Raw genomic sequence first — 17,820 nt, 5'->3', positions numbered from 1 at the left:
TTACGCCCAGCGTTTGATGATTATCGACGTGTTGATGCCGCCAAATGCGAAGTTATTGCTTTGCAGATACTCGCAGTCAATCTGACGGGCTTCACCCATAATATAATCTAAAGCACCACATTGCTCATCCGGTTGTCTTAAATTGAGCGTCGGGGCAAACCAGCCCTCACGCATCATCTGCAGACTCATCCAGGCTTCCAGCGCCCCACAGGCGCCTAACGTGTGGCCAAAATAGCTCTTCAGCGACGAAATTGGCACGTTGTCGCCAAAGATGGCGGCGGTGGCCTGGCTTTCGGCGATATCACCGCGATCGGTGGCGGTACCGTGCGCGGAGATGTACCCCATATCCCGCGCGCTTAACCCTGCTAACGCCAGCGACTGCTCCATACAAATTTGCATGGTTTCACGTTGTGGCTGGGTGATATGGGCTGCATCACAGTTGGTGGCGAAGCCAACGATCTCGCCATAGATAGTTGCACCGCGTGCTCTGGCATGCTCAAGCTCTTCCAGAATCAGGGTGCCTGCGCCTTCCCCAATGACCAGACCATCACGCTGCGTATCAAATGGCGAAGGGGTGGTTTTCGGCGCATCGTTGCGCTGGCTGGTCGCGAATAAGGTGTCAAATACCGCCGCCTCTGAAGGACAAAGCTCCTCTGCTCCGCCTGCGACCATCACGGTCTGATAACCGTGACGAATGGCTTCCCAGGCGTAGCCAATGGCCTGACTGCCCGACGTACAGGCACTCGACGTCGGGATAACGCGACCCCGAAGGCCAAAGAACAGGCCGGTATTCACCGCGGTCGTGTGTGGCATCATCTGCACATAGGTCGTACCGGTGATGTTGTGGGTGTGTTTTTCGGTGAGCATGGTGGCGAATTCGCTGACTGGCCCGGTACTGCCTGTGGAGGAGCCATAGGCGATACCGGTTTGGCCATTCGTGAGCACCGCCTCGCCAATCAGCCCCGCCTGCTCCAGCGCCAGCTCGGTGGCGCGGGTCGACATCAACGACACGCGGCCCATGGCGCGAATACGCTTGCGGGTATAGTGTTCCGGCAGGGTGAAATCATCAATCGGCGCGCCCAGCAGGGTGTGGAGGCCATCGTAAACCTGCCACTCCGGCATTTTGCGTACCGCGTTGTCATACGCCAGCAGCCTGCGGGAAACGGATTGCCAGTCCTCACCGAAGGCGGTAACGCCGCCCATACCGGTAATCACCACGCGACGCGTCATAGCATTCCTCCGTTGATGGAAATGACCTGGCGGGTAACGTAGCCTGCAATATCTGACATCAAATAGCTGGCAAGTCCTGCAACCTCTTCGGCCTGGCCCATCCGTTTCATGGGAATGATGGACATTGCCTCTTTCAGCGCAGCCTCTTCCATTTCAATCATGCCGGTATCAATCAGCCCCGGCGCAATGCAGTTCACGGTGATGTTGCGTTTTGCCAGCTCAATTGCCAGTGCTTTGGTCGCGCCAATAATGCCCGCTTTTGCCGCGCTGTAGTTCACCTGACCGCGGTTGCCCATCATGCCGGACACGGAGGATAAGGTGATAATGCGCCCCCCTTTTCGGGTGGCGATCATCGGCATAATGCAGGGTTGAATAACGTTATAAAAACTGTCGAGGTTGGTATGAATGACGCTGTCCCAGTCGTCTTCGCTGAGGGCCGGAAACGCACCGTCGCGGGTGATACCGGCATTACTGACCACGCCATACCATGCGCCGTGGGCCTCGATATTCTGCTCCAGCACGTCACGGCACTGTTCGCGGTTACCTGCATCGAAAGAGAGCAGGCGACCCTGACCGCCCGCCTGTGTGATGGTATCCAGCGTCGCCTGCGCGCCTGCGGCGTCACGGTGGTAATGTACGCCTACGGTAAACCCGTCAGCGGCAAGCTGGCAGGCGATGGCACGACCAATGCCTTTGCTGGCCCCGGTGACCAGTACGGAACGACTCATGCGTGAGATCCCTGATTAAAAAGCGATGTTAATTCTTCTGCGCTCGGCTGGAAGGTATTGACCCGGCCCGTGGCCAGCGTCTCCTCACCTGAGGAGATCGTACATTCAAAACTGCCGAAGCGTTCATCCTGCATCAGCAGTCTGACGGTGATGTCCAGCGTCGCGTCTTTTGCGAAACGTCCGCTGGCGCAGACCAACTCGCGCGCACCCAGCACCATGCCCAGCGCAATATGATCTTGCCCTTTCTGCTGGCGATGCCAGCCTGACCAGACGCCAACGGTCTGCGCCATCAGTTCGAGCGCGTACCAGCCAGGCAAATCGCCCTCGGCATTTAAAAAGGGCGCCAGTACGCTTTGGCCGTTGACCGCGACACGGCATACGGCGGAATCGTCGGTGACGCGTTCAACGGATCCCAGCAGCATCATTGGCGCATCGTGCGGCAGATAGTCGACGGGTGATAAGTAGCTCATGACACTCTCCCCAGCAGGATGCTGGCGTTGTTGCCACCAAACGCGAACGAGTTAGATAAAATGACCGGTTTTTTCAGCGCGGTGCTCTGGTGCAGCACGCCGCACGGCGACAGCGTCTCGTCCGGCGCGTAGCGGGCGAAATCCTGTGGGGGTAACGGCAGGTCACGCGTCAGAATAAGCCAGCTCAACGCCGCTTCGGTGATACCGGCAGCGCCCAGCGTATGGCCGGTAAGGTGTTTGGTAGAACTGCAGGGCACGTTTTCTCCAAAGAGGTCGTGTACCACGTGTGATTCAATCTGGTCATTGAGCGGTGTGGCGGTGCCGTGCAGGTTGATATAGCCAATATCCTCCGGCTGCAGACCCGCGTCATTGAGCGCCTGGGTAATGGCGCGAATGGCGCCTTCACCCTGCGGATGCGGCGCCGAAATATGGTAAGCATCGCTGGACTCGCCTGTTCCCAGCAGCGCGACCCCGGCGGGTTCACGGCTCAACACCATCAGCGCAGCGGCTTCACCAATGGTGATACCCCGACGGTCGCGGCCAAACGGCTCGCAGAGCGTTGGAGAAAGCGATTCCAGACTGTGAAAGCCATTGACGGGCATCCGGCTCAGGGTATCTGCGCCGCCCACAATGGCAATATCCACCAGCCCGGCATCAATCAGACGCCGGCCGCTGATAATTGCCCGCGCGCTGGAGGAGCAGGCGGTCGAGAGGGTATATGCCGGGCCCTCAAGCTGTAACCAGTTAGCCAGAAAGCGGGACGGATCGCCCAGCTCCTGTTGCGGATACTGCCACCGGGTGCTGGCTTCGCCGTTGAGCGTTAATCGTACGTGCTCATCCCCTTCATCGAGGCCGGAGGTGCTGGTACCCAAAACCACGGCCACGCGGTCGCGGCCAACCCGGGTAATCGCGTCGTCAACGGTGGATTGAATCTGTGCCAGCGCGGCCAGCAGCAGCTGGTTATTGCGGGTGCGGTGCGCGGACAGGGTATCCGGAATGGACGGCAACTCGCCTTCCACGCCGCCCAGCACGGCGTCGGGCGCATCCTGCAACCAGCCGGACCGACAATGCATGCCAGGGGCTACGCCTGCCGTAAGGTTAGCGGCAATCTCATCCAGCGAGTTACCCAGCGCGTTGACCATGCCAACAGCAGAAATGTAAATCATCTCAGTCACCCAGATATTGAATGGTGATGTGGTAGTTAAAGACGTGTTGCTCGATGCTGATTGGCACGCGCTTGCCTTTGCGTTGCAGGTAGACAATGTCAGTCACCAGCTTGCCGCTGGCATTGCGTAGCTCGCGCCGATCGCCCTTGTCTTTAAGCGTCCAGCCCTTTGGCAGTTGTGGCTGCCAGGCGCTGAGTGGCCAGTGGCTGAGCATCACATCGGCCAGTACCTGGCTGGCGGGAGGCAGCTGCGGCACAACGATCGACTGTTCGGTGTGGATCCCGGTGTCGTCGTAAGTCGCCAGGAACAGACGGATACCGACGGAAGAGAGCCCGGCAAGCGTCACCTTGTGATCATCCGCGTTGAGCATGACCAGCAGGGACTGCGTTTGTCCGTTGAAGGTTCCGGTCAGCAGCTGCTGCGAACTGACCGCCGGGGTAATACCGGGCGGCGGTAGCGTCACTCGGGTTCCTGGCTGAAGCCAGGCTTGCGGACGTCTCCCTTCAGTATCGGTCGAATGGCTACAGCCTGCCAGCAGCAGCGTCGCGACCAGCGCGGCTGCGCGGTAAAAAGCATTCATTTTCGTTTTCTCTCTTTCTTAACAGGCATCGCCAGCGGCGCCAGCAGGAAGGCGGTAAAAATGCCGCTCACCAGCACAATACCGAAGCTGCTGATGGCCTGCGTGGCGCTGAACACGAGCATGCCTAACGTCAGCAGCGTGGTCATCATCGCCAGCGTGATGGCCAGCATCGACGTCAGCGGCGTACCGCGCGGGTTGCCGAAAAACAGCGTGTAGTTAATGCCAATGCCGAGTACCAGGACCAGCGCCAGCAGTGAAAACAGATTTACCGGATGCCCCGTGACGGCCAGCGCGGCCAGCCCGCAGCTGAGCGACAGCACGGACGGGACCAGACTGATAAGCCCTTTTCGCCAGCCGAGGCGTACCATCGCCCCGCAGGCAATCACCGCCAGCGCGACAAACAAGAGTCCCGTTAACAACGTGCGGTAGAGCGCAAACAGGCTGTCAAAATTGGCCTTGCGATCGACCCAGACGACGCCCGCATGACGGGCGGCTACTTCGCTGAGTGCGGCGCTGTTCCGGGCGTTGTCCACCGGCACTAACACACCGCTTTCGCCGTCAGGCAGGGTCAGCCACAGCAGACGCCAGCCTTCGCTGGCCGGGCTGGCGAGCCACGCCTCCACGCTCACGGGCATGGCATTCAGATTCGGTGTGACGGTGCTCAGCCCCGCGTTTCGCAGCGCGTTCGTTATGGCCGGCGCGGCCTGCTGCAACAGCAGCAGATCGCTTTTCTGGCGCGCCAGCGAATTTAAGGGCAGGGTCCGCCAGCGGGTAATATCCCCCGCTTTTTGGGCCTGGGTTAACGCCGGGGTAAAGGCTTCCAGCCGTTCCAGCGTTTGCTGCGGCGATGCGCCATACACCACAAACCATTTCTGATCGACACCTTGCCCGGTCAGGGCGGTAATGGTTTTCTCCTGCGCCAGAATGTCTTTGGGGAGCGCCTGTAGCTGGGCGATATCGTCGTTGACCTTCAGGGTGGCAAGCCCGGCAGCCGAGACCAGCGCCAGTACCACAGGCAGGCCCACAGAGAGTTTTTTATTGCGTCGCCAGGCGGCCAGCCAGCGCAACATCAGGACCATAAACGGAACCGGACGCACCGGCAAACCACGACACAGCCAGGGATGCCAGAAAATCACCGTCAGACAGGAGGCGCTCAGCCCCACCGCGGCAAACACCGCCATCTGGCGGATCCCGGGGAAGGGGGCCAGCATCATAATCAGGTAGGCGGCAACGGTCGTCAGCAGCGCCAGAAGCAGCGCATTACGCACTTTGGCCAGGCTTTGCCACGGGGAATGTTCTGCGCCGTGCACCATGCGTTCGGTGAGGTAATAGAGCGTGTAATCCGCTGAAATTCCGATGATGCTCATGCTCATCACCAGCGTCATCAGATGCAGTTCGCCAAACAGCAGCAGCGTCACCACCGTGCCCGCCAGCGCACCTGTGGCAATGGAAATCAGACACAGCAGCAGGGGTTTCAGGGAACGAAACACTGCCAGGATCAGCAGGATAACCCCAAGGATCGTGACGATGCCCAGCGTGGAGATGTCCCGTTTTGCCTGCTGGCTGGCGTAATCACTGTAAAACACGGTACCGCGTGAGAGCAGCTGCGCCTGCGGAAAGCGTGTTTTCAGCGTCTCCTGCAGGGCGGTAAGGGTGGTTACCAGCTGATGGGTTTGCTGCATATCAAACGATGAGCCCGCCAGCTCACCGTGCAGCATATACCAGTAATTTCCACTGGCATCCTGGGTGACCAGCCAGCCGTCCATCAGCCGTAGCTTCTGGCTGTTTTGCGCCAGCGCCAGCTGCGAGCCGCGCATCAGCATCAGGGGATCGTTTTGCAACTCTTTGCCACTTACGCCGGAAAAGGCCGAGTAGAGCTGGGATAAAATCCACTGCGCCTGCGCCTCACCGCCGTTTTGCAGGCGGGCCCGGGTGGCTGAATCAATCAGGCCGTTGCGATGCTGCCAGAAGAACTCGCCCCAGGCCTTTTGCCCGGCGGCGTCCATCGGGCCTTTAACCTCCCTGAGCGAATGGCTGTTTTTCAACAGATCCAGCCACTGCTGCGCCACCCGCGGATCGGGTTCTTTACCGGGACTGACCAGCCAGACAAGCTGGCGGTCAAGACGCTGCATAAACGCGTCGTTGAGTGCCGGCGGGATTGCCCCGAGCGTCTGCTTCGGCAGCATAGCCAGTACGCTGCTGTTCAGGCGCGCGCCGGGCAGCAGCGACAGCAACACACCCAACAGAATCAGGCATACCGTCGCCCACAGCAGCGCCGGGCGCAGGGATTTACGGTGCGGCAAAGCGTTGGCGTTCGTCATCGGTCAGGCTGGCGGGCGTCAGTGTGTGGCGGGAAAGGACGATATCGGTACGATCGCCCTGCTTATCGTTGAGGCGAATCGTCTCAAGGTAGGTCGCGCCGCCCAGATCGAGGGTGGCGAAAATTTTGTCCAGCGGTGTCGTTGTGGGGGTCAGCACCAGCGACCAGCGGCCTTCGCCGAGATCGCGAAAATCGATGCGGAAGTTCTCTTCCAGCACCTTGCGGTCGGCCTGGAACAGCGCCCGGAGCAGATGGTTGAACTGGAACATCTGCGGGTTATTGTCGGCGGTAATGGTCTGCGGAGGCTGGCCGTTGATCGTCTGGATCATCCGTTTATCATCCAGCAACAACGTCATGGGGAAAGGCGCTTTTTGATCCCACAGCAGGCCGCTGTCGCGTGCGATCAACATTTCGCCCTGCGAGCGCAGCGGCTGCGGCAGATCCTTAATCGTCCGGACCTGTTCGAAATGCGCACGCACGACAGGTTGCCCGGTAAACCGCTGCTGCAGCTCATCCAGCGTTACGGCGCTCACCAGCGGGCTGATCATCAGTGCCAGCACAGGCAACCATTTCATGGCGTAACTCCCATTCGTTCAAACAATATAGCCGGGCTGACAAAGCACATTTCATGGCTGGCTTCTTCGACGGCCACCTGGATGGTATAGCCTGTGGTGGTGCGTTTACCGGTTTGCGCGTCGAAAATTTGATAGGCGATGCGCAGACGGTTTTCATACTCTTCGATGTGCGCGCGCACACGGATGCGCTGCTCAAAGGTCACCGCATCGCGGTATTTCACCCGGGTATCGACTACCGGCCAGACATAGCCTGACGCCTTCATCTGGCGATAGCCGTAGTTAAACTGGTTGAGCAGCGCCTCGCGGGCAATCTCAAAGTAGCGGAAATAGTTGCCGTGCCAGACCACGCCCATCATATCGACATCGTGGAACGGAACGGTGATTTCTACTTCGGTCGTAAAGCGGGGATCGGTCAGCACCCTTTACTCCTTCTCTTTGGCATCCGGCAGGTGCCAGAAATCGAAAAAATTAAACCAGTCGAGCGGTGACATTAAGGCGTAATGCTCAAGCCGCTGTGCATAGCGATCGACGGCCTGTTGCAGCGCCTGCTGGCGCTCCCCGCGTGGCAGAAGCAGCGGGTCGGCAAACGGTTCGCAGTGTATCGTGAGCGCACCCTGCTGACGCAGGGCGTAAATCAGCACTACCGGGCAGCGCAGAATGGAGGCGAGAATAAACGGCCCTTGCGGGAACGGGGCGGGCTGTCCCATAAACGAACTCCAGATCACCCGCCAGTCGCCGCCGCGCTGTGGCGTGACCGCTATGCGATCGCCCACAATGGCGACCCATTCACCGCGCTCAAGCTTCTCTTTGATGGCGATAGCGGTATCCGGCCCAATGTCCGTCACGGGCATCAGGTTAACCCCCGCCTGGGGTGCCATCTCGGTCATGATCTGTTTAAAGCGCTGCGCGTTATCGCTAAAGACCAGCGCGTTGATGACTTTGCTGCCTTCCAGCTGAACCAGTGCCCGGCAGGCTTCCACATCGCCAAGATGCGATGCGAGCAGCAGTTTGCCTTGCGATGCGTCAGCATCCAGCACGTCATATGCACCGGGAGCAAAGACCACGTCACGATGAAACTTCAGTTCGCCGCGCCAGCTGGCGACTTTATCCAGCATGGCGTTACCGAAGCGCATAAAATGGAAAAAGCTGTTAAGGCGTGGCGGAACAGGCATGTTCCGCTGCGTCAGCACCTGCTTCACTCGTGCTGTCCACTGCTGTGAAGCCTGTCGCGCCGGTCGGGCCGTAAGCCAGTACACCGCGATAACCGGCCACAGCAGCACGGTAAAGGCCCGGCGGCCAAACAGCTGCCAGACGCGCAGCATCAGGCGCATTCCCCACAGGCCTTTCACCTCGTCCTGCTGCGCCCAGTGCTGGCGGCGACGACGAAACAGCAGGGCGGGAATGCGGGGCAGCATGCCGAAGAACAGCCGGGTGTGCATCAGCGAGATCCGCACGTTGTCTTTGAGCGCGTCGAAATGGGATAACCCGTCCGGCGGATAGGTAACGCGGGTCGGCAGAAAATAGCTGGTATTGCCCTGCCAGTAGAGACGGACCATCACTTCGGTGTCAAAGTCCATACGTTTGCCAAGCGGCACGCGTGCGGCCAGCTGCAGCGTGGGCGAGACCGGGTAGACCCGAAAACCGCACATGCTGTCTTTAAGTTGCAGGGACAGGGTTTCAATCCATACCCAGACGTGTGTTATCCAGCGACCGTAGAGGCGGGAGCGCGGAATGGAATCATCGTAAATGGGCTGGCCAGATATCAGCGCCTCCGGGTGACGCTCAGCCAGAGCCAGCATTTTGGGGATATCCTCAATAGCATGCTGGCCGTCGGCATCCACCTGTACGGCGTGGGTATAGCCCGCGCGGGCCGACTCTTCCAGCCCCTTAATGACCGCGGCACCTTTACCTGCGTTTTGCGCCAGACGTACCAGCGTAATCTGGGGCTGCCCGGCGGCCAGACGCTCCAGAATGCGGCGCGTCTGCTCGTCACTTCCGTCATCGACCACCAGGCAGGGCAAGCCGAACGGCGCCAGCCGCGACAGTACCTTTGCCATCATCGCGCCATGGTTGTAGCACGGGATCAGCACGCAGGGGCGGAAGGTTACTGACACAGGCGAATCTTCCCGCTGCTGGCAGTATGGCGATCGTCACCGGCATGGCGCTGGTAGCTGAAGGTCAGTATCTGACGTTCGGCATGCCAGTTAAGGACCAGCGTGACCGTGGTATCCGGCAGCAGAGGGGCCTTGAATTTCACATTTTGGATGCTGTGAAAACGGTAACCCGGTGCCAGCAGCGTGGTGGCGTAGTGCATGACCCAGTCAATCTGTGCCACACCTGGCAGCAACGGCTGTACGGCAAAATGCCCCTGGAACCAGAACAGGGAGGGGTCAATATGCAAAACGATTTCCAGGTGCTGCGGCTGTGCCTGGTGGCGTTCGATTTCATGAATTTTCATGAAACAACTCCTGTAACTGCGCATAGACACGCTTATTCATACTGTTTACCGGCATCTCATCGATAATGCGCCAGTAGCGGGGGACGGCGACCGGCTCAAGCCAGGGCCGCAGGGCGCGGCGCCAGGCCAGTTCCTGCGTTTTTTTGCCCTGCTGATGCCAGCGCTGACGGGTCTTCTCATCCAGAACCAGCAGGACACCTATACCCTGACGACCTCCGCGGGTAACCGGTAACGCTGCGGCTTCACATATGCCCTCAAGCTCCAGCAGGCGACGTTCAATCTCGTTCAGTGAGATACGCTTTTCTTCGATTTTGACCACCCGACCACGACGTCCGGCAATGCTAAAAAAACCGTTACTGTCGAAGTGCAGGATATCGTCCAGCTGTAACCCTGCGGCTTCGTGAATGAGCGGGGAGGTCACGCGGCAGATTTCCCCTTCACTCTGGAACACCACACCGGGGAAGGCGAACCAGGGTACGCTGTCCGCCTGACGGTGCCGCCAGGCGAGGATCCCGGTTTCGGTGCTGCCATAGATTTCATCCGGCCAGACGTTAAGCCAGCCATGGGTCTCCGTGACATCGCACCAGGGCAGCATTCCCCCAGCGGAGATCAGCATCACGACGGGAGGGGCAGTCAGCTCGGTATCCAGCCGTTTCAGGAACGCCGGACTGCTGATAAAAAGGTACTGCCTGTCGTGAGGGAGTGCCGCCAGCTGCTCAGCGTAATAAAGCATGGCGGCGTGCAGCGGAAGCCCCATCGCCATTGGCAACATGATGCGGAACGTCAGGCCATAGAGATGTTGTGGTACGACCGAGGCCACAATGCTGCAGCCCGCCAGGCGTTCGCCAAAACGGTTCGCCAGCAGGCATGCTTCACGGTCCAGGCTGGTGATGTGCTTAATGACCCGGCGTGGGGTGCCCGTGGAGCCCGAGGTAAAAAGCTCAACAAAGCGCGCGTCGTCAATGACGGACAACGGTGCCCATTGGCGCGCGGTCTGGGAGGAGGAGGTCACCACAATGACCTTTCCCTGAATATCCAGCGTCTTATCGCTCAGGACACCGCTAAACAGCGACTGCTGTTCGTCGAGCAGAGAGACCCGGCTATGGCCTGGAATGACCGGGGTTTTACCGGCATGCAGCGAGGCCAGCAGCGCAACAATAAACAGGTAGCTGTTTTCAAAGCACAGCGCCCAGCGTTCACCCTCCTGCTGTCGCAATGCTTCTACCAGCAAGGTGACATCGTGGCGCAACTCACCCAGCGTCCAGGTGCGATCGTCAAGCCAGGCGATCGGCATGTCGTCAGGGCGTGGAGCATTTAACCACTGGCCCAGCGGGAGGGGTTTATTCATCGAGCTTCTCTTTTTTCATCACCCGTTGACGCACCAGCCACTCTGTCGCCATCATCGTGCCCATCAGAAAATAAGCCACCATACCGTTCCACACTGTCCAGACATGCATATCGCCGTGTAGCACGGTAAACAGGGCTATCGCACCGTTACCGAGGAAAAACCCGCACCACACCAGCGTCACCTTACGGGTATATCGCACACCCGCCGGAGGCAAATTCGGTTCACGCAGACGTGCCAGCCGTTCAACCAGCGGCATGGTTGTCCACAGTGAGCCGCCAAACACGGCCAGCATCACGAGATTAACCACCACCGGATAGAGCAGCAGCCACTGGTGCGCTTTCAGCAGATAGCTTGCCGCGCAGAGCGCCAGGCCTGCCAGCGCAATGCACTGCACCACATACCGCATCGGGCCTGCGTTTCGCCGCGCCTGATGCAGACGCAGCACCAGCACCAGGGCCATCAGCGGCAACAGCCAGTGCAGACCGTTGTGCGTCAGCCCCAATCCAATCAGGAATGGCCACGCCAGCAACACGACTCCCGTCAGGAGTGGGATCGCCGGAAACGCTCGTCCTCCAGGCACGGTGGTTTACTCGTCGCGCAAAAGCTGAGCGACAGCGTCAACCACATCCTGCACGGTACGGACAGATTTGAAGGTTTCCGGTTTGATTTTCGTCCCCGTTTTCTTCTGCAGGTGAACAATCATGTCCACTGCATCGATACTGTCCAGATCCAGATCTTCGTACAGGCGAGCCTCAGGCGTGATTTCCTGTGGGTCGAGTTCAAACAGCGTAGCCAGGAGTTCGCAGACTTCCTGATAAATGGTTTCTTGTTCAGTCATAACGGATCACATCTCAGGCGCGTTGAGCGTTGATAAAAGAAGCCAGCGTGGCGACGGAAAAGAAGTGCTGACGCATCTCTTCGCTTTCGGCAGACAGCACCACGCCATACTGGTTTTTCACGGCCAGGCCAAGTTCGAGGGCGTCGATAGAGTCGAGGCCCAGTCCATCACCAAACAGCGCAGCATCGGTATCGATATCCTCGGCGGTAAGCTCGTCCAGATTCAGCGTAGTGATGATGAGATTTTTAATTTCAAGATGAAGCGCTTGCATCATTAATTCCTGACAAAGATTGAAGGCCTGATGTTAATCGATGCTGCAGATGCCGGTTTAACTGCCTTGCCGCCAGTGCCGGTTCTTGTGTCTTCGCATCGTAAAAAGCGTCGATATTCACGCGATCGCGAACATCTACGGTGAAAACAGGTTTTACGGGCGGTACGTCGTACCAGTGACTTTTTTTATCCAGCAGAGGTTCGCTGCAGTGGATCACCACGATGCGCAGGTCGCTGTGGCAGCGCACGGCAATATTTGCCGCGCCGCGCTGGAGGGAAATTGCCTCTCCCGACCGGGTTCGTGTGCCCTCCGGAAAGATTAACAGCGTGTCGCCCTGGGCCAGACGCTGCTGGCTTGCACTGAGGAGCGTTTCCGCTTCGCTGTTAATCAGGTAATCCGCTGCGCGAATGACGCCGCTGACAAAGGGATTGCGAAGCAACGCACTTTTCACCAGACAGTCGGTTTCGGGCATGACGGACGCCAGGATCACGTAATCAATCAGCGTCGGGTGATTGGCCACCACCAGACAACCGCGATCCCCGCGAAGGGCGTCAAGATTGTGAATGCGATAGTCCAGTACCCCGGTGCCACGGGCGACATGTAAGAAAAAGCGGAAGCTGGCCGCGATACTGCGACGCGCCAGGCGACGGCGTCTGGCGCGGTCGCGCTGAACCAGCAACAGCAGATTGAACCACACCAGCGACAGCAGCAACCCGCCCGTGCCAAACAGCACGAAGCAGAAGCCGGTCATCATCAGACGCCATAACCAGTTGATACGGGCAGTCAGGCGGCTCATTCGCGTGTCCATTGCCACAGCAGACGTTCGCCTGAAACCACAAACTGCCGTTCATCGCGGAGGTACCGTTGCAGGAACATCAGGCTCTGCGGCAGGGGAGGTTCTTCACCCGTGCTGCCGCTGCGGGTTTCGCACTGCAGTGTGCTCCCGGCTTCAATCACCAGGGCCAGCGCGTAGGGCCAGGTGGGCATCTGCGGCGGTAAACCCGGATGATAAAAATCGGGCAGGGCACCGTCAAAATCGACCAGCAAGACGCGGGAATAGCCCGCCTGAAGCAGGCTTAACACTTCACATAATGCCTGCTGGAAGGTGTCCAGCCCGGCAGAAACAGAAGACGAGACGATGGGGTGTCGCGCAGTGATCGTCAGGTTGCCCACCGCCGAATTGTGCACGGACATGGCAAAGTCTGTCGGCGAGACGGCCTGACCGGTCGCCAGGGAGTGCAGGATGCGGAAATTACGCTCCAGTTCGCCATGACGGCTGGAATAGACAACGGCATCAATCGCGTGGCGGCGAAGCAGGGTGAGTCCGAGGTCTACCGCCAGTTTACTGCCCGAGTTGAGGCGGCGCGCGGTCATCATCGGCAGTTCGGTAAGCTTAGGCAGCGGCGCAGCCGGGTCGAGGGTAAGGTGCTGGCGTGACCACGCCTGCCACTCTGCGGCATCGCTCAGGCCTGGCGCTCTTGCCTGCCAGTCAATTATGTTCAGTGAAAATTTCATCTACGCGCGTCCGCGGAAAACCATCATTAAAAGACAGGCAAGCCTGCCGGGCAGTTCAACTGCTCTATTGTTCAATTTTTTGACAAATCAATAGGGTATGGCCTACCCCAAGGTTGTCCAGCCGCTGTTCTACGTGGAAACCGGCCCGCTCCAGGTAGTGATAAAATTTCTCTACACTGTAAAACCGGCTGTTGCCGTTCGCCATACAGGTGAAATAAAGCGAGGTAGCATTCAGGCTGAATGAGGCGGCTTCAAATTTTTGGGCATCCCAGAACAGTTCCATGATGCACAGTCGCGCGCCGGGCTTCATAACCTGTGCAACGCGAGTCAACATGGCGACAATCTGGTCCGGAGAGAAACAATCCAGGAACTGGCTCATCCACCAGATATCGGCTTCGCCCGGCAATGTCGCATGACTAAGCATATCGACAGCATGGAAGCCAATGCGATGAGATAAACCTGCTTTTTCGATGTTTTCCTGCGCCAGCGTTATCTGCTGTGGCAGGTCAAGGATCGTCACGGCAACATTGTCGTCATAGCGGCAGCAGCGTAACGCCCATTTACCCGTATTTCCGCCCACATCGTACAATTTTGTCGGCGAGCTTGCGAATATATATGGCAGCGCCGCGTCGAAAGCGGCATCAGAATAGTAATGATCAAAAGCGAACCAGCTCTCTTTTGCCTGCGCGGGTAATTGTGATAATGCAGGATAGATGGTTGGCCAGTTGCCAAACACGGATAATCCCGCCGGTTTTTCTTCCTGCAGGGCATCGGCCAGATGGAATAACCCCTGGTAACAAACATCCTGCGTGAAATCCATATTCACGCGGGTCATGGTGTCATGCAATACGAAATGGCCCACCTTTGCCAGGAAATAGCGCCCTTCTTTACAGGTAACGATCCGCCCGCTTAATCCCATATCCAGCAATACGCTTACGCTATAACTGCTCAGGGTACTGTTTTCGGTTATTTCCTCGAGACTTGCCCCTGTTTTCCCTTTTTTATCCAGCCAGGAAAGCACGCCCGAATTACGCAGACAACGCGCGGTCTGAAACAGCATCGGCGCAAAAGCGATGCGTTGCGCTTCGGTAATGGCGTCCAGCGCGTTGAGGGTGTCCTTTTCGTACATGCGTGCGTAACCTTATGAGGCCGAGAAAAACGTTATCGGGCTATTTCGGCCCGACATGAGGAAAATATTACAGCGCGGCACCTGCAGAGAGGTTCATCTGAATATCGTGGTCGAGGTTATGAACCCAGCGGTTATAGTTTTTGTGAATTTTACCGTCGGCGGCTTTCAGGTTCATACTGCTTTCGTAATTAATTGAATAGTTTGTCGCAGAATAAGGAATACGGATTTCGACCGAGTGGTCGCGTGCCTGCAGACGGCCTTTAATTACGCCCGGACCCGCTTCGCTCATGATCCAGTCGCGCTTCTGGCCTGCTTTCAGAATGGCGGTTTTCACCTGCTCAGCGGTGTGGCCTGTACTGACAGTAGCGTGAACCTGATCGATTGGGGCGGTACGCGCGCAACCGGCCAGTGCGCCGACGACAGCAACAGCAGCAAACCATTTAATGATCTTTTTCATCAACAACTCCGTATCAATAATAACAATTTAAATCAGTAATTTTAAAAAATTATATTTTGGCGGAGTATTATCGCTAATGAGGATAATTTTTGTCGATATAAAAGTGGGTATTTATTTTACGCGAGGGGAGGTGTAATGCATTGAAACGAAAGGGTGAGAATTATATGTCATGTAATTTGCGTTAAATAAATATTTGCATGACGATTCATTTATTAGGGCGGGATAAATAACGCGAAATCCTCCTTAGCGAAAATGAAAATTACCGCGCGGTGAGCGTCGCGGTAATTTTCGGTGTGTTGCACTGTTACGCGTTGTGGGACCCGTTATCCCGGCAGACGGCTTTTCGGTCGCCCGGGACCCAACAGGATCGCCAGTTTGCTGCCACCTTTGGTGGTTTCCATCCAGATCTTACACACGCTGGTCAGCGGGACTGACAGTAACATCCCGACCGGTCCCAGCAGCCATCCCCAGATCAGCAACGACAAGAACACCACCAGCGTCGACATTCCGAGACGGTGGCCCATCATGCGCGGCTCAAGGATATTGCCCAGTACCATATGCACGACCAGGAACAGCGCCCCCACCAGCATGCATTCGTAAAAGCCATTGAACAGAAACGCCTGAATCATCGGCGGCACGGCGGAAAGCACCGCGCCGATGTTGGGTACGTAGTTCAGCAGAAACGCCAGTACGCCCCACATCAGCGCGAACTGCACGCCCATCAGCATCAGTCCCAGCCAGACAATCACCCCGGTCCAGACGCTTAACAGCGTTTTCAGGGCCAGATATTTGGACACGCCCTTCAGGGCCCGGTGTAAACCCGCAATATGAATTTGCGGGTTATTCAGCGCAAAGCGCAGCTTATAAGGAACATGGCGGACCTCGAACAGCATAAACACCACCGTCATCACCAGCAGCAGGATGCTGGCCATCGCGCCGGAAAGGCCGGTCATCAGGGTGGTGGCGTAGGTCATGACCTTCTCTGAATCCATGCGGCGTAACATCCGCTCGGGTGAGATATGCAGGTTAAGAAAAGGCATCATCTCCTGAAGCGAAACGATCTTACGCGTCAGCTCTTTGTTGTACTGCGGAAGCATGGTGGAGAATTCACTGAGCGACGCCGCCAGCACGCCGAAAAGCGCCGTCAGGGCAATCATCATCACGATGACCACGATAGTAATGGCCACCGGACGGCTGATGCCCCGGCGCAAAAACCAGGTCACCAGCGGATTAAGCACAATGGCAAAAAAGAGCGCCAGCAGGAGCTGGACAATGATGTCAGCGGCAGCATGGATACCTGCGAGGATAACCACCAGGCAGGCGAGTTTTAATAAGATGTGAAGTCCTGCTTTGTCGGACTGGTTCGGTATCATGCGGGTTCCTTAATGTGATAGCCCGTTAAGTGTAGTGCCCGGTGGCCGCTTCGTCTGGAGCCGATAATCTGAAAGTCAGTGCTGATTTTCTTATCCTGCCGTGGTAATAGTGAAACACTGTTGTAAAAACTCAGGTTAAACCCCATGCCAGAGCATGCCGCCGAACCGGCGCTGAGCGGATTGCGCCTCAATCTGCGCATTGTTTCCGTTGTGATTTTTAACTTCGCCAGTTATCTGACGATTGGCCTGCCGCTGGCGGTGTTGCCGGGCTATGTCCATGACGTCATGGGTTTTAGCGCATTCTGGGCGGGGCTGGTCATCAGCCTGCAGTATTTCGCCACGCTCCTGAGCCGCCCGCATGCCGGGCGCTATGCGGATCTGTTTGGGCCAAAGCGCATCGTCATTGTGGGGCTCTGCGGCTGTTTTCTGAGTGGTCTGGGCTACCTGCTGGCCGCCACCACCAGCCACTGGCCGCTGGTCAGCCTGGCGCTGCTCTGTCTGGGGCGAGTGATTCTGGGTATCGGACAAAGTCTGGCGGGTACCGGTTCGACGCTGTGGGGCGTGGGTGTGGTGGGTGCGTCCCATATTGGCCGGGTGATCTCGTGGAACGGTATCGTCACCTACGGCGCGATGGCACTGGGCGCACCGCTGGGGGTGATCTGTTATGCCTATGGCGGGCTATCCGGGCTGGCTATCACCATTATGGTCGTCGCGCTGCTCGCGATTCTGTTTGCCCTGCCGCGCCCGAAGGTGAAGGCCAGCAAAGGCAAGCCACTGCCCTTCAGGGCGGTGCTGGGGCGCGTCTGGCCTTATGGTATGGCGCTGGCGCTGGCAACCACCGGCTTCGGCGTGATCGCCACGTTCATCACTCTCTTCTATGACGCCAAAGGCTGGGACGGCGCAGCCTTTGCCCTGACGCTGTTTAGCTGTGCGTTTGTCGGCGCGCGTTTGCTCTTCCCGAACGGTATCAACCGTCTGGGGGGACTGAATGTGGCGTTGATCTGCTTTGCGGTAGAGATTGTCGGGCTGGTGTTGACCGGGATTGCCACCGCACCGTGGATGGCGAAAATGGGCGTTTTCCTCGCCGGCGCTGGCTTTTCGCTGGTCTTCCCGGCACTCGGCGTGGTCGCGGTAAAAGCCGTGCCGCAGCAGAACCAGGGGTCGGCGCTGGCGACCTACACGGTGTTTATGGACATGTCGCTGGGTATTACCGGGCCGCTGGCGGGGCTGGTGATGGCGTGGGCAGGGGTACCGGTAATCTATCTTGCCGCGGCGGGTCTGGTGGTTATCGCATTGATGCTGACATGGCGGCTAAAAAAATGGCCCCCGGTGCAGGCACCGGAGGCCACGTCATCATCGTGA

Annotated in this window: 20 protein-coding genes; 1 reads left to right on the top strand and 19 read right to left on the bottom strand. The window is 58.0% G+C overall.

The features are described 5' to 3' along the window. From AM379_RS06610 to AM379_RS06520, 19 genes are all read right to left on the bottom strand, one after another. A complete protein-coding gene (locus AM379_RS06610) occupies positions 1–1,230 on the bottom strand; it encodes a beta-ketoacyl-ACP synthase (protein WP_014172046.1) in 1,230 nt (409 codons plus the stop codon). Next, entirely contained in the window at positions 1,227–1,958 is a 732-nt protein-coding gene (locus AM379_RS06605) for a 3-ketoacyl-ACP reductase FabG2 (RefSeq protein ID WP_020884521.1), read from the bottom strand. The genes AM379_RS06610 and AM379_RS06605 overlap by 4 nt, the downstream gene beginning before the upstream one ends. After that, positions 1,955–2,428, bottom strand: coding sequence for an ApeP family dehydratase (locus AM379_RS06600; RefSeq protein ID WP_025202828.1), 474 nt, complete (start codon positions 2,426–2,428; stop codon positions 1,955–1,957). Before AM379_RS06600 ends, AM379_RS06605 begins: the two co-directional genes overlap by 4 nt. Continuing rightward, positions 2,425–3,594: a beta-ketoacyl-[acyl-carrier-protein] synthase family protein gene (locus tag AM379_RS06595; protein ID WP_020884523.1), complete on the bottom strand. Its 1,170-nt coding sequence runs from the start codon at positions 3,592–3,594 to the stop codon at positions 2,425–2,427. The genes AM379_RS06600 and AM379_RS06595 overlap by 4 nt, the downstream gene beginning before the upstream one ends. A gap of 1 nt (position 3,595) precedes the next feature. Then, positions 3,596–4,174, bottom strand: coding sequence for a DUF3261 domain-containing protein (locus AM379_RS06590; RefSeq protein WP_106503550.1), 579 nt, complete (start codon positions 4,172–4,174; stop codon positions 3,596–3,598). Beyond that, positions 4,171–6,495 carry an MMPL family transporter gene (locus tag AM379_RS06585; protein ID WP_106503549.1) on the bottom strand — a complete coding sequence of 775 codons (2,325 nt, stop codon included), beginning with the start codon at positions 6,493–6,495 and terminating at the stop codon, positions 4,171–4,173. Before AM379_RS06585 ends, AM379_RS06590 begins: the two co-directional genes overlap by 4 nt. Continuing rightward, entirely contained in the window at positions 6,464–7,069 is a 606-nt protein-coding gene (locus AM379_RS06580; RefSeq protein WP_032679154.1) for an outer membrane lipoprotein carrier protein LolA, read from the bottom strand. Before AM379_RS06580 ends, AM379_RS06585 begins: the two co-directional genes overlap by 32 nt. Further along, positions 7,066–7,488 (bottom strand): acyl-CoA thioesterase, encoded by a 423-nt coding sequence (locus tag AM379_RS06575; protein ID WP_106503548.1) that lies wholly within the window; start codon positions 7,486–7,488, stop codon positions 7,066–7,068. Before AM379_RS06575 ends, AM379_RS06580 begins: the two co-directional genes overlap by 4 nt. Positions 7,489–7,491: 3 nt before the next feature. Further along, a complete protein-coding gene (locus tag AM379_RS06570) occupies positions 7,492–9,183 on the bottom strand; it encodes a glycosyltransferase family 2 protein (protein WP_032679153.1) in 1,692 nt (563 codons plus the stop codon). Further along, the gene (locus AM379_RS06565; RefSeq protein WP_106503547.1) at positions 9,174–9,527 is read right to left on the bottom strand and encodes an ApeI family dehydratase; all 354 of its coding nucleotides are present in this window, start codon (positions 9,525–9,527) and stop codon (positions 9,174–9,176) included. Before AM379_RS06565 ends, AM379_RS06570 begins: the two co-directional genes overlap by 10 nt. Beyond that, positions 9,514–10,875 (bottom strand): acyl-CoA synthetase, encoded by a 1,362-nt coding sequence (locus AM379_RS06560; protein ID WP_032679151.1) that lies wholly within the window; start codon positions 10,873–10,875, stop codon positions 9,514–9,516. Before AM379_RS06560 ends, AM379_RS06565 begins: the two co-directional genes overlap by 14 nt. Next, positions 10,868–11,455, bottom strand: coding sequence for a hypothetical protein (locus AM379_RS06555; RefSeq protein WP_032679150.1), 588 nt, complete (start codon positions 11,453–11,455; stop codon positions 10,868–10,870). The genes AM379_RS06560 and AM379_RS06555 overlap by 8 nt, the downstream gene beginning before the upstream one ends. Before the next feature lie 6 nt (positions 11,456–11,461). Next, positions 11,462–11,713 carry an acyl carrier protein gene (locus AM379_RS06550; protein ID WP_014172033.1) on the bottom strand — a complete coding sequence of 84 codons (252 nt, stop codon included), beginning with the start codon at positions 11,711–11,713 and terminating at the stop codon, positions 11,462–11,464. Positions 11,714–11,726: 13 nt separating this feature from the next. After that, positions 11,727–11,984 carry a phosphopantetheine-binding protein gene (locus AM379_RS06545; RefSeq protein ID WP_020884530.1) on the bottom strand — a complete coding sequence of 86 codons (258 nt, stop codon included), beginning with the start codon at positions 11,982–11,984 and terminating at the stop codon, positions 11,727–11,729. Then, on the bottom strand, positions 11,965–12,780 hold the full coding sequence (locus tag AM379_RS06540; protein ID WP_025202835.1) for a lysophospholipid acyltransferase family protein: 816 nt from the start codon (positions 12,778–12,780) through the stop codon (positions 11,965–11,967). Before AM379_RS06540 ends, AM379_RS06545 begins: the two co-directional genes overlap by 20 nt. Next, complete coding sequence (locus tag AM379_RS06535) at positions 12,777–13,499, bottom strand: beta-ketoacyl synthase chain length factor (protein WP_040018231.1); 723 nt, start codon at positions 13,497–13,499, stop codon at positions 12,777–12,779. Before AM379_RS06535 ends, AM379_RS06540 begins: the two co-directional genes overlap by 4 nt. A gap of 64 nt (positions 13,500–13,563) precedes the next feature. After that, positions 13,564–14,628 (bottom strand): methyltransferase, encoded by a 1,065-nt coding sequence (locus AM379_RS06530; protein ID WP_106503546.1) that lies wholly within the window; start codon positions 14,626–14,628, stop codon positions 13,564–13,566. A gap of 67 nt (positions 14,629–14,695) precedes the next feature. Continuing rightward, entirely contained in the window at positions 14,696–15,085 is a 390-nt protein-coding gene (locus AM379_RS06525; protein ID WP_044867739.1) for a hypothetical protein, read from the bottom strand. A gap of 323 nt (positions 15,086–15,408) precedes the next feature. Next, on the bottom strand, positions 15,409–16,458 hold the full coding sequence (locus AM379_RS06520; protein WP_014172027.1) for an AI-2E family transporter: 1,050 nt from the start codon (positions 16,456–16,458) through the stop codon (positions 15,409–15,411). Positions 16,459–16,602: 144 nt separating this feature from the next. Between AM379_RS06520 and AM379_RS06515 the strand changes: the two genes are divergently transcribed. Further along, positions 16,603–17,820, top strand: a complete 1,218-nt coding sequence (locus tag AM379_RS06515; protein WP_020884535.1) for an MFS transporter — start codon at positions 16,603–16,605, stop codon at positions 17,818–17,820.

Source organism: Enterobacter cloacae complex sp. FDA-CDC-AR_0132, from assembly GCF_003010695.1.
Classification (GTDB): Bacteria; Pseudomonadota; Gammaproteobacteria; order Enterobacterales; family Enterobacteriaceae; genus Enterobacter; species Enterobacter ludwigii.
The sequence above is the reverse complement of the archived record's forward strand: the minus strand, read 5'-3'. Positions and strand labels throughout refer to the sequence as shown.

What these genes read in the sequence shown, in the direction of transcription:
- AM379_RS06610 (WP_014172046.1), bottom strand. Translation starts at nt 1,230, where the DNA reads ATGACGCGTCGCGTGGTGATTACCGGTATGGGCGGCGTTACCGCCTTC.
- AM379_RS06605 (WP_020884521.1), bottom strand. Translation starts at nt 1,958, where the DNA reads ATGAGTCGTTCCGTACTGGTCACCGGGGCCAGCAAAGGCATTGGTCGT.
- AM379_RS06600 (WP_025202828.1), bottom strand. Translation starts at nt 2,428, where the DNA reads ATGAGCTACTTATCACCCGTCGACTATCTGCCGCACGATGCGCCAATG.
- AM379_RS06595 (WP_020884523.1), bottom strand. Translation starts at nt 3,594, where the DNA reads ATGATTTACATTTCTGCTGTTGGCATGGTCAACGCGCTGGGTAACTCG.
- AM379_RS06590 (WP_106503550.1), bottom strand. Translation starts at nt 4,174, where the DNA reads ATGAATGCTTTTTACCGCGCAGCCGCGCTGGTCGCGACGCTGCTGCTG.
- AM379_RS06585 (WP_106503549.1), bottom strand. Translation starts at nt 6,495, where the DNA reads ATGACGAACGCCAACGCTTTGCCGCACCGTAAATCCCTGCGCCCGGCG.
- AM379_RS06580 (WP_032679154.1), bottom strand. Translation starts at nt 7,069, where the DNA reads ATGAAATGGTTGCCTGTGCTGGCACTGATGATCAGCCCGCTGGTGAGC.
- AM379_RS06565 (WP_106503547.1), bottom strand. Translation starts at nt 9,527, where the DNA reads ATGAAAATTCATGAAATCGAACGCCACCAGGCACAGCCGCAGCACCTG.
- AM379_RS06560 (WP_032679151.1), bottom strand. Translation starts at nt 10,875, where the DNA reads ATGAATAAACCCCTCCCGCTGGGCCAGTGGTTAAATGCTCCACGCCCT.
- AM379_RS06550 (WP_014172033.1), bottom strand. Translation starts at nt 11,713, where the DNA reads ATGACTGAACAAGAAACCATTTATCAGGAAGTCTGCGAACTCCTGGCT.
- AM379_RS06545 (WP_020884530.1), bottom strand. Translation starts at nt 11,984, where the DNA reads ATGCAAGCGCTTCATCTTGAAATTAAAAATCTCATCATCACTACGCTG.
- AM379_RS06540 (WP_025202835.1), bottom strand. Translation starts at nt 12,780, where the DNA reads ATGAGCCGCCTGACTGCCCGTATCAACTGGTTATGGCGTCTGATGATG.
- AM379_RS06535 (WP_040018231.1), bottom strand. Translation starts at nt 13,499, where the DNA reads ATGAAATTTTCACTGAACATAATTGACTGGCAGGCAAGAGCGCCAGGC.
- AM379_RS06530 (WP_106503546.1), bottom strand. Translation starts at nt 14,628, where the DNA reads ATGTACGAAAAGGACACCCTCAACGCGCTGGACGCCATTACCGAAGCG.
- AM379_RS06525 (WP_044867739.1), bottom strand. Translation starts at nt 15,085, where the DNA reads ATGAAAAAGATCATTAAATGGTTTGCTGCTGTTGCTGTCGTCGGCGCA.
- AM379_RS06520 (WP_014172027.1), bottom strand. Translation starts at nt 16,458, where the DNA reads ATGATACCGAACCAGTCCGACAAAGCAGGACTTCACATCTTATTAAAA.
- AM379_RS06515 (WP_020884535.1), top strand. Translation starts at nt 16,603, where the DNA reads ATGCCAGAGCATGCCGCCGAACCGGCGCTGAGCGGATTGCGCCTCAAT.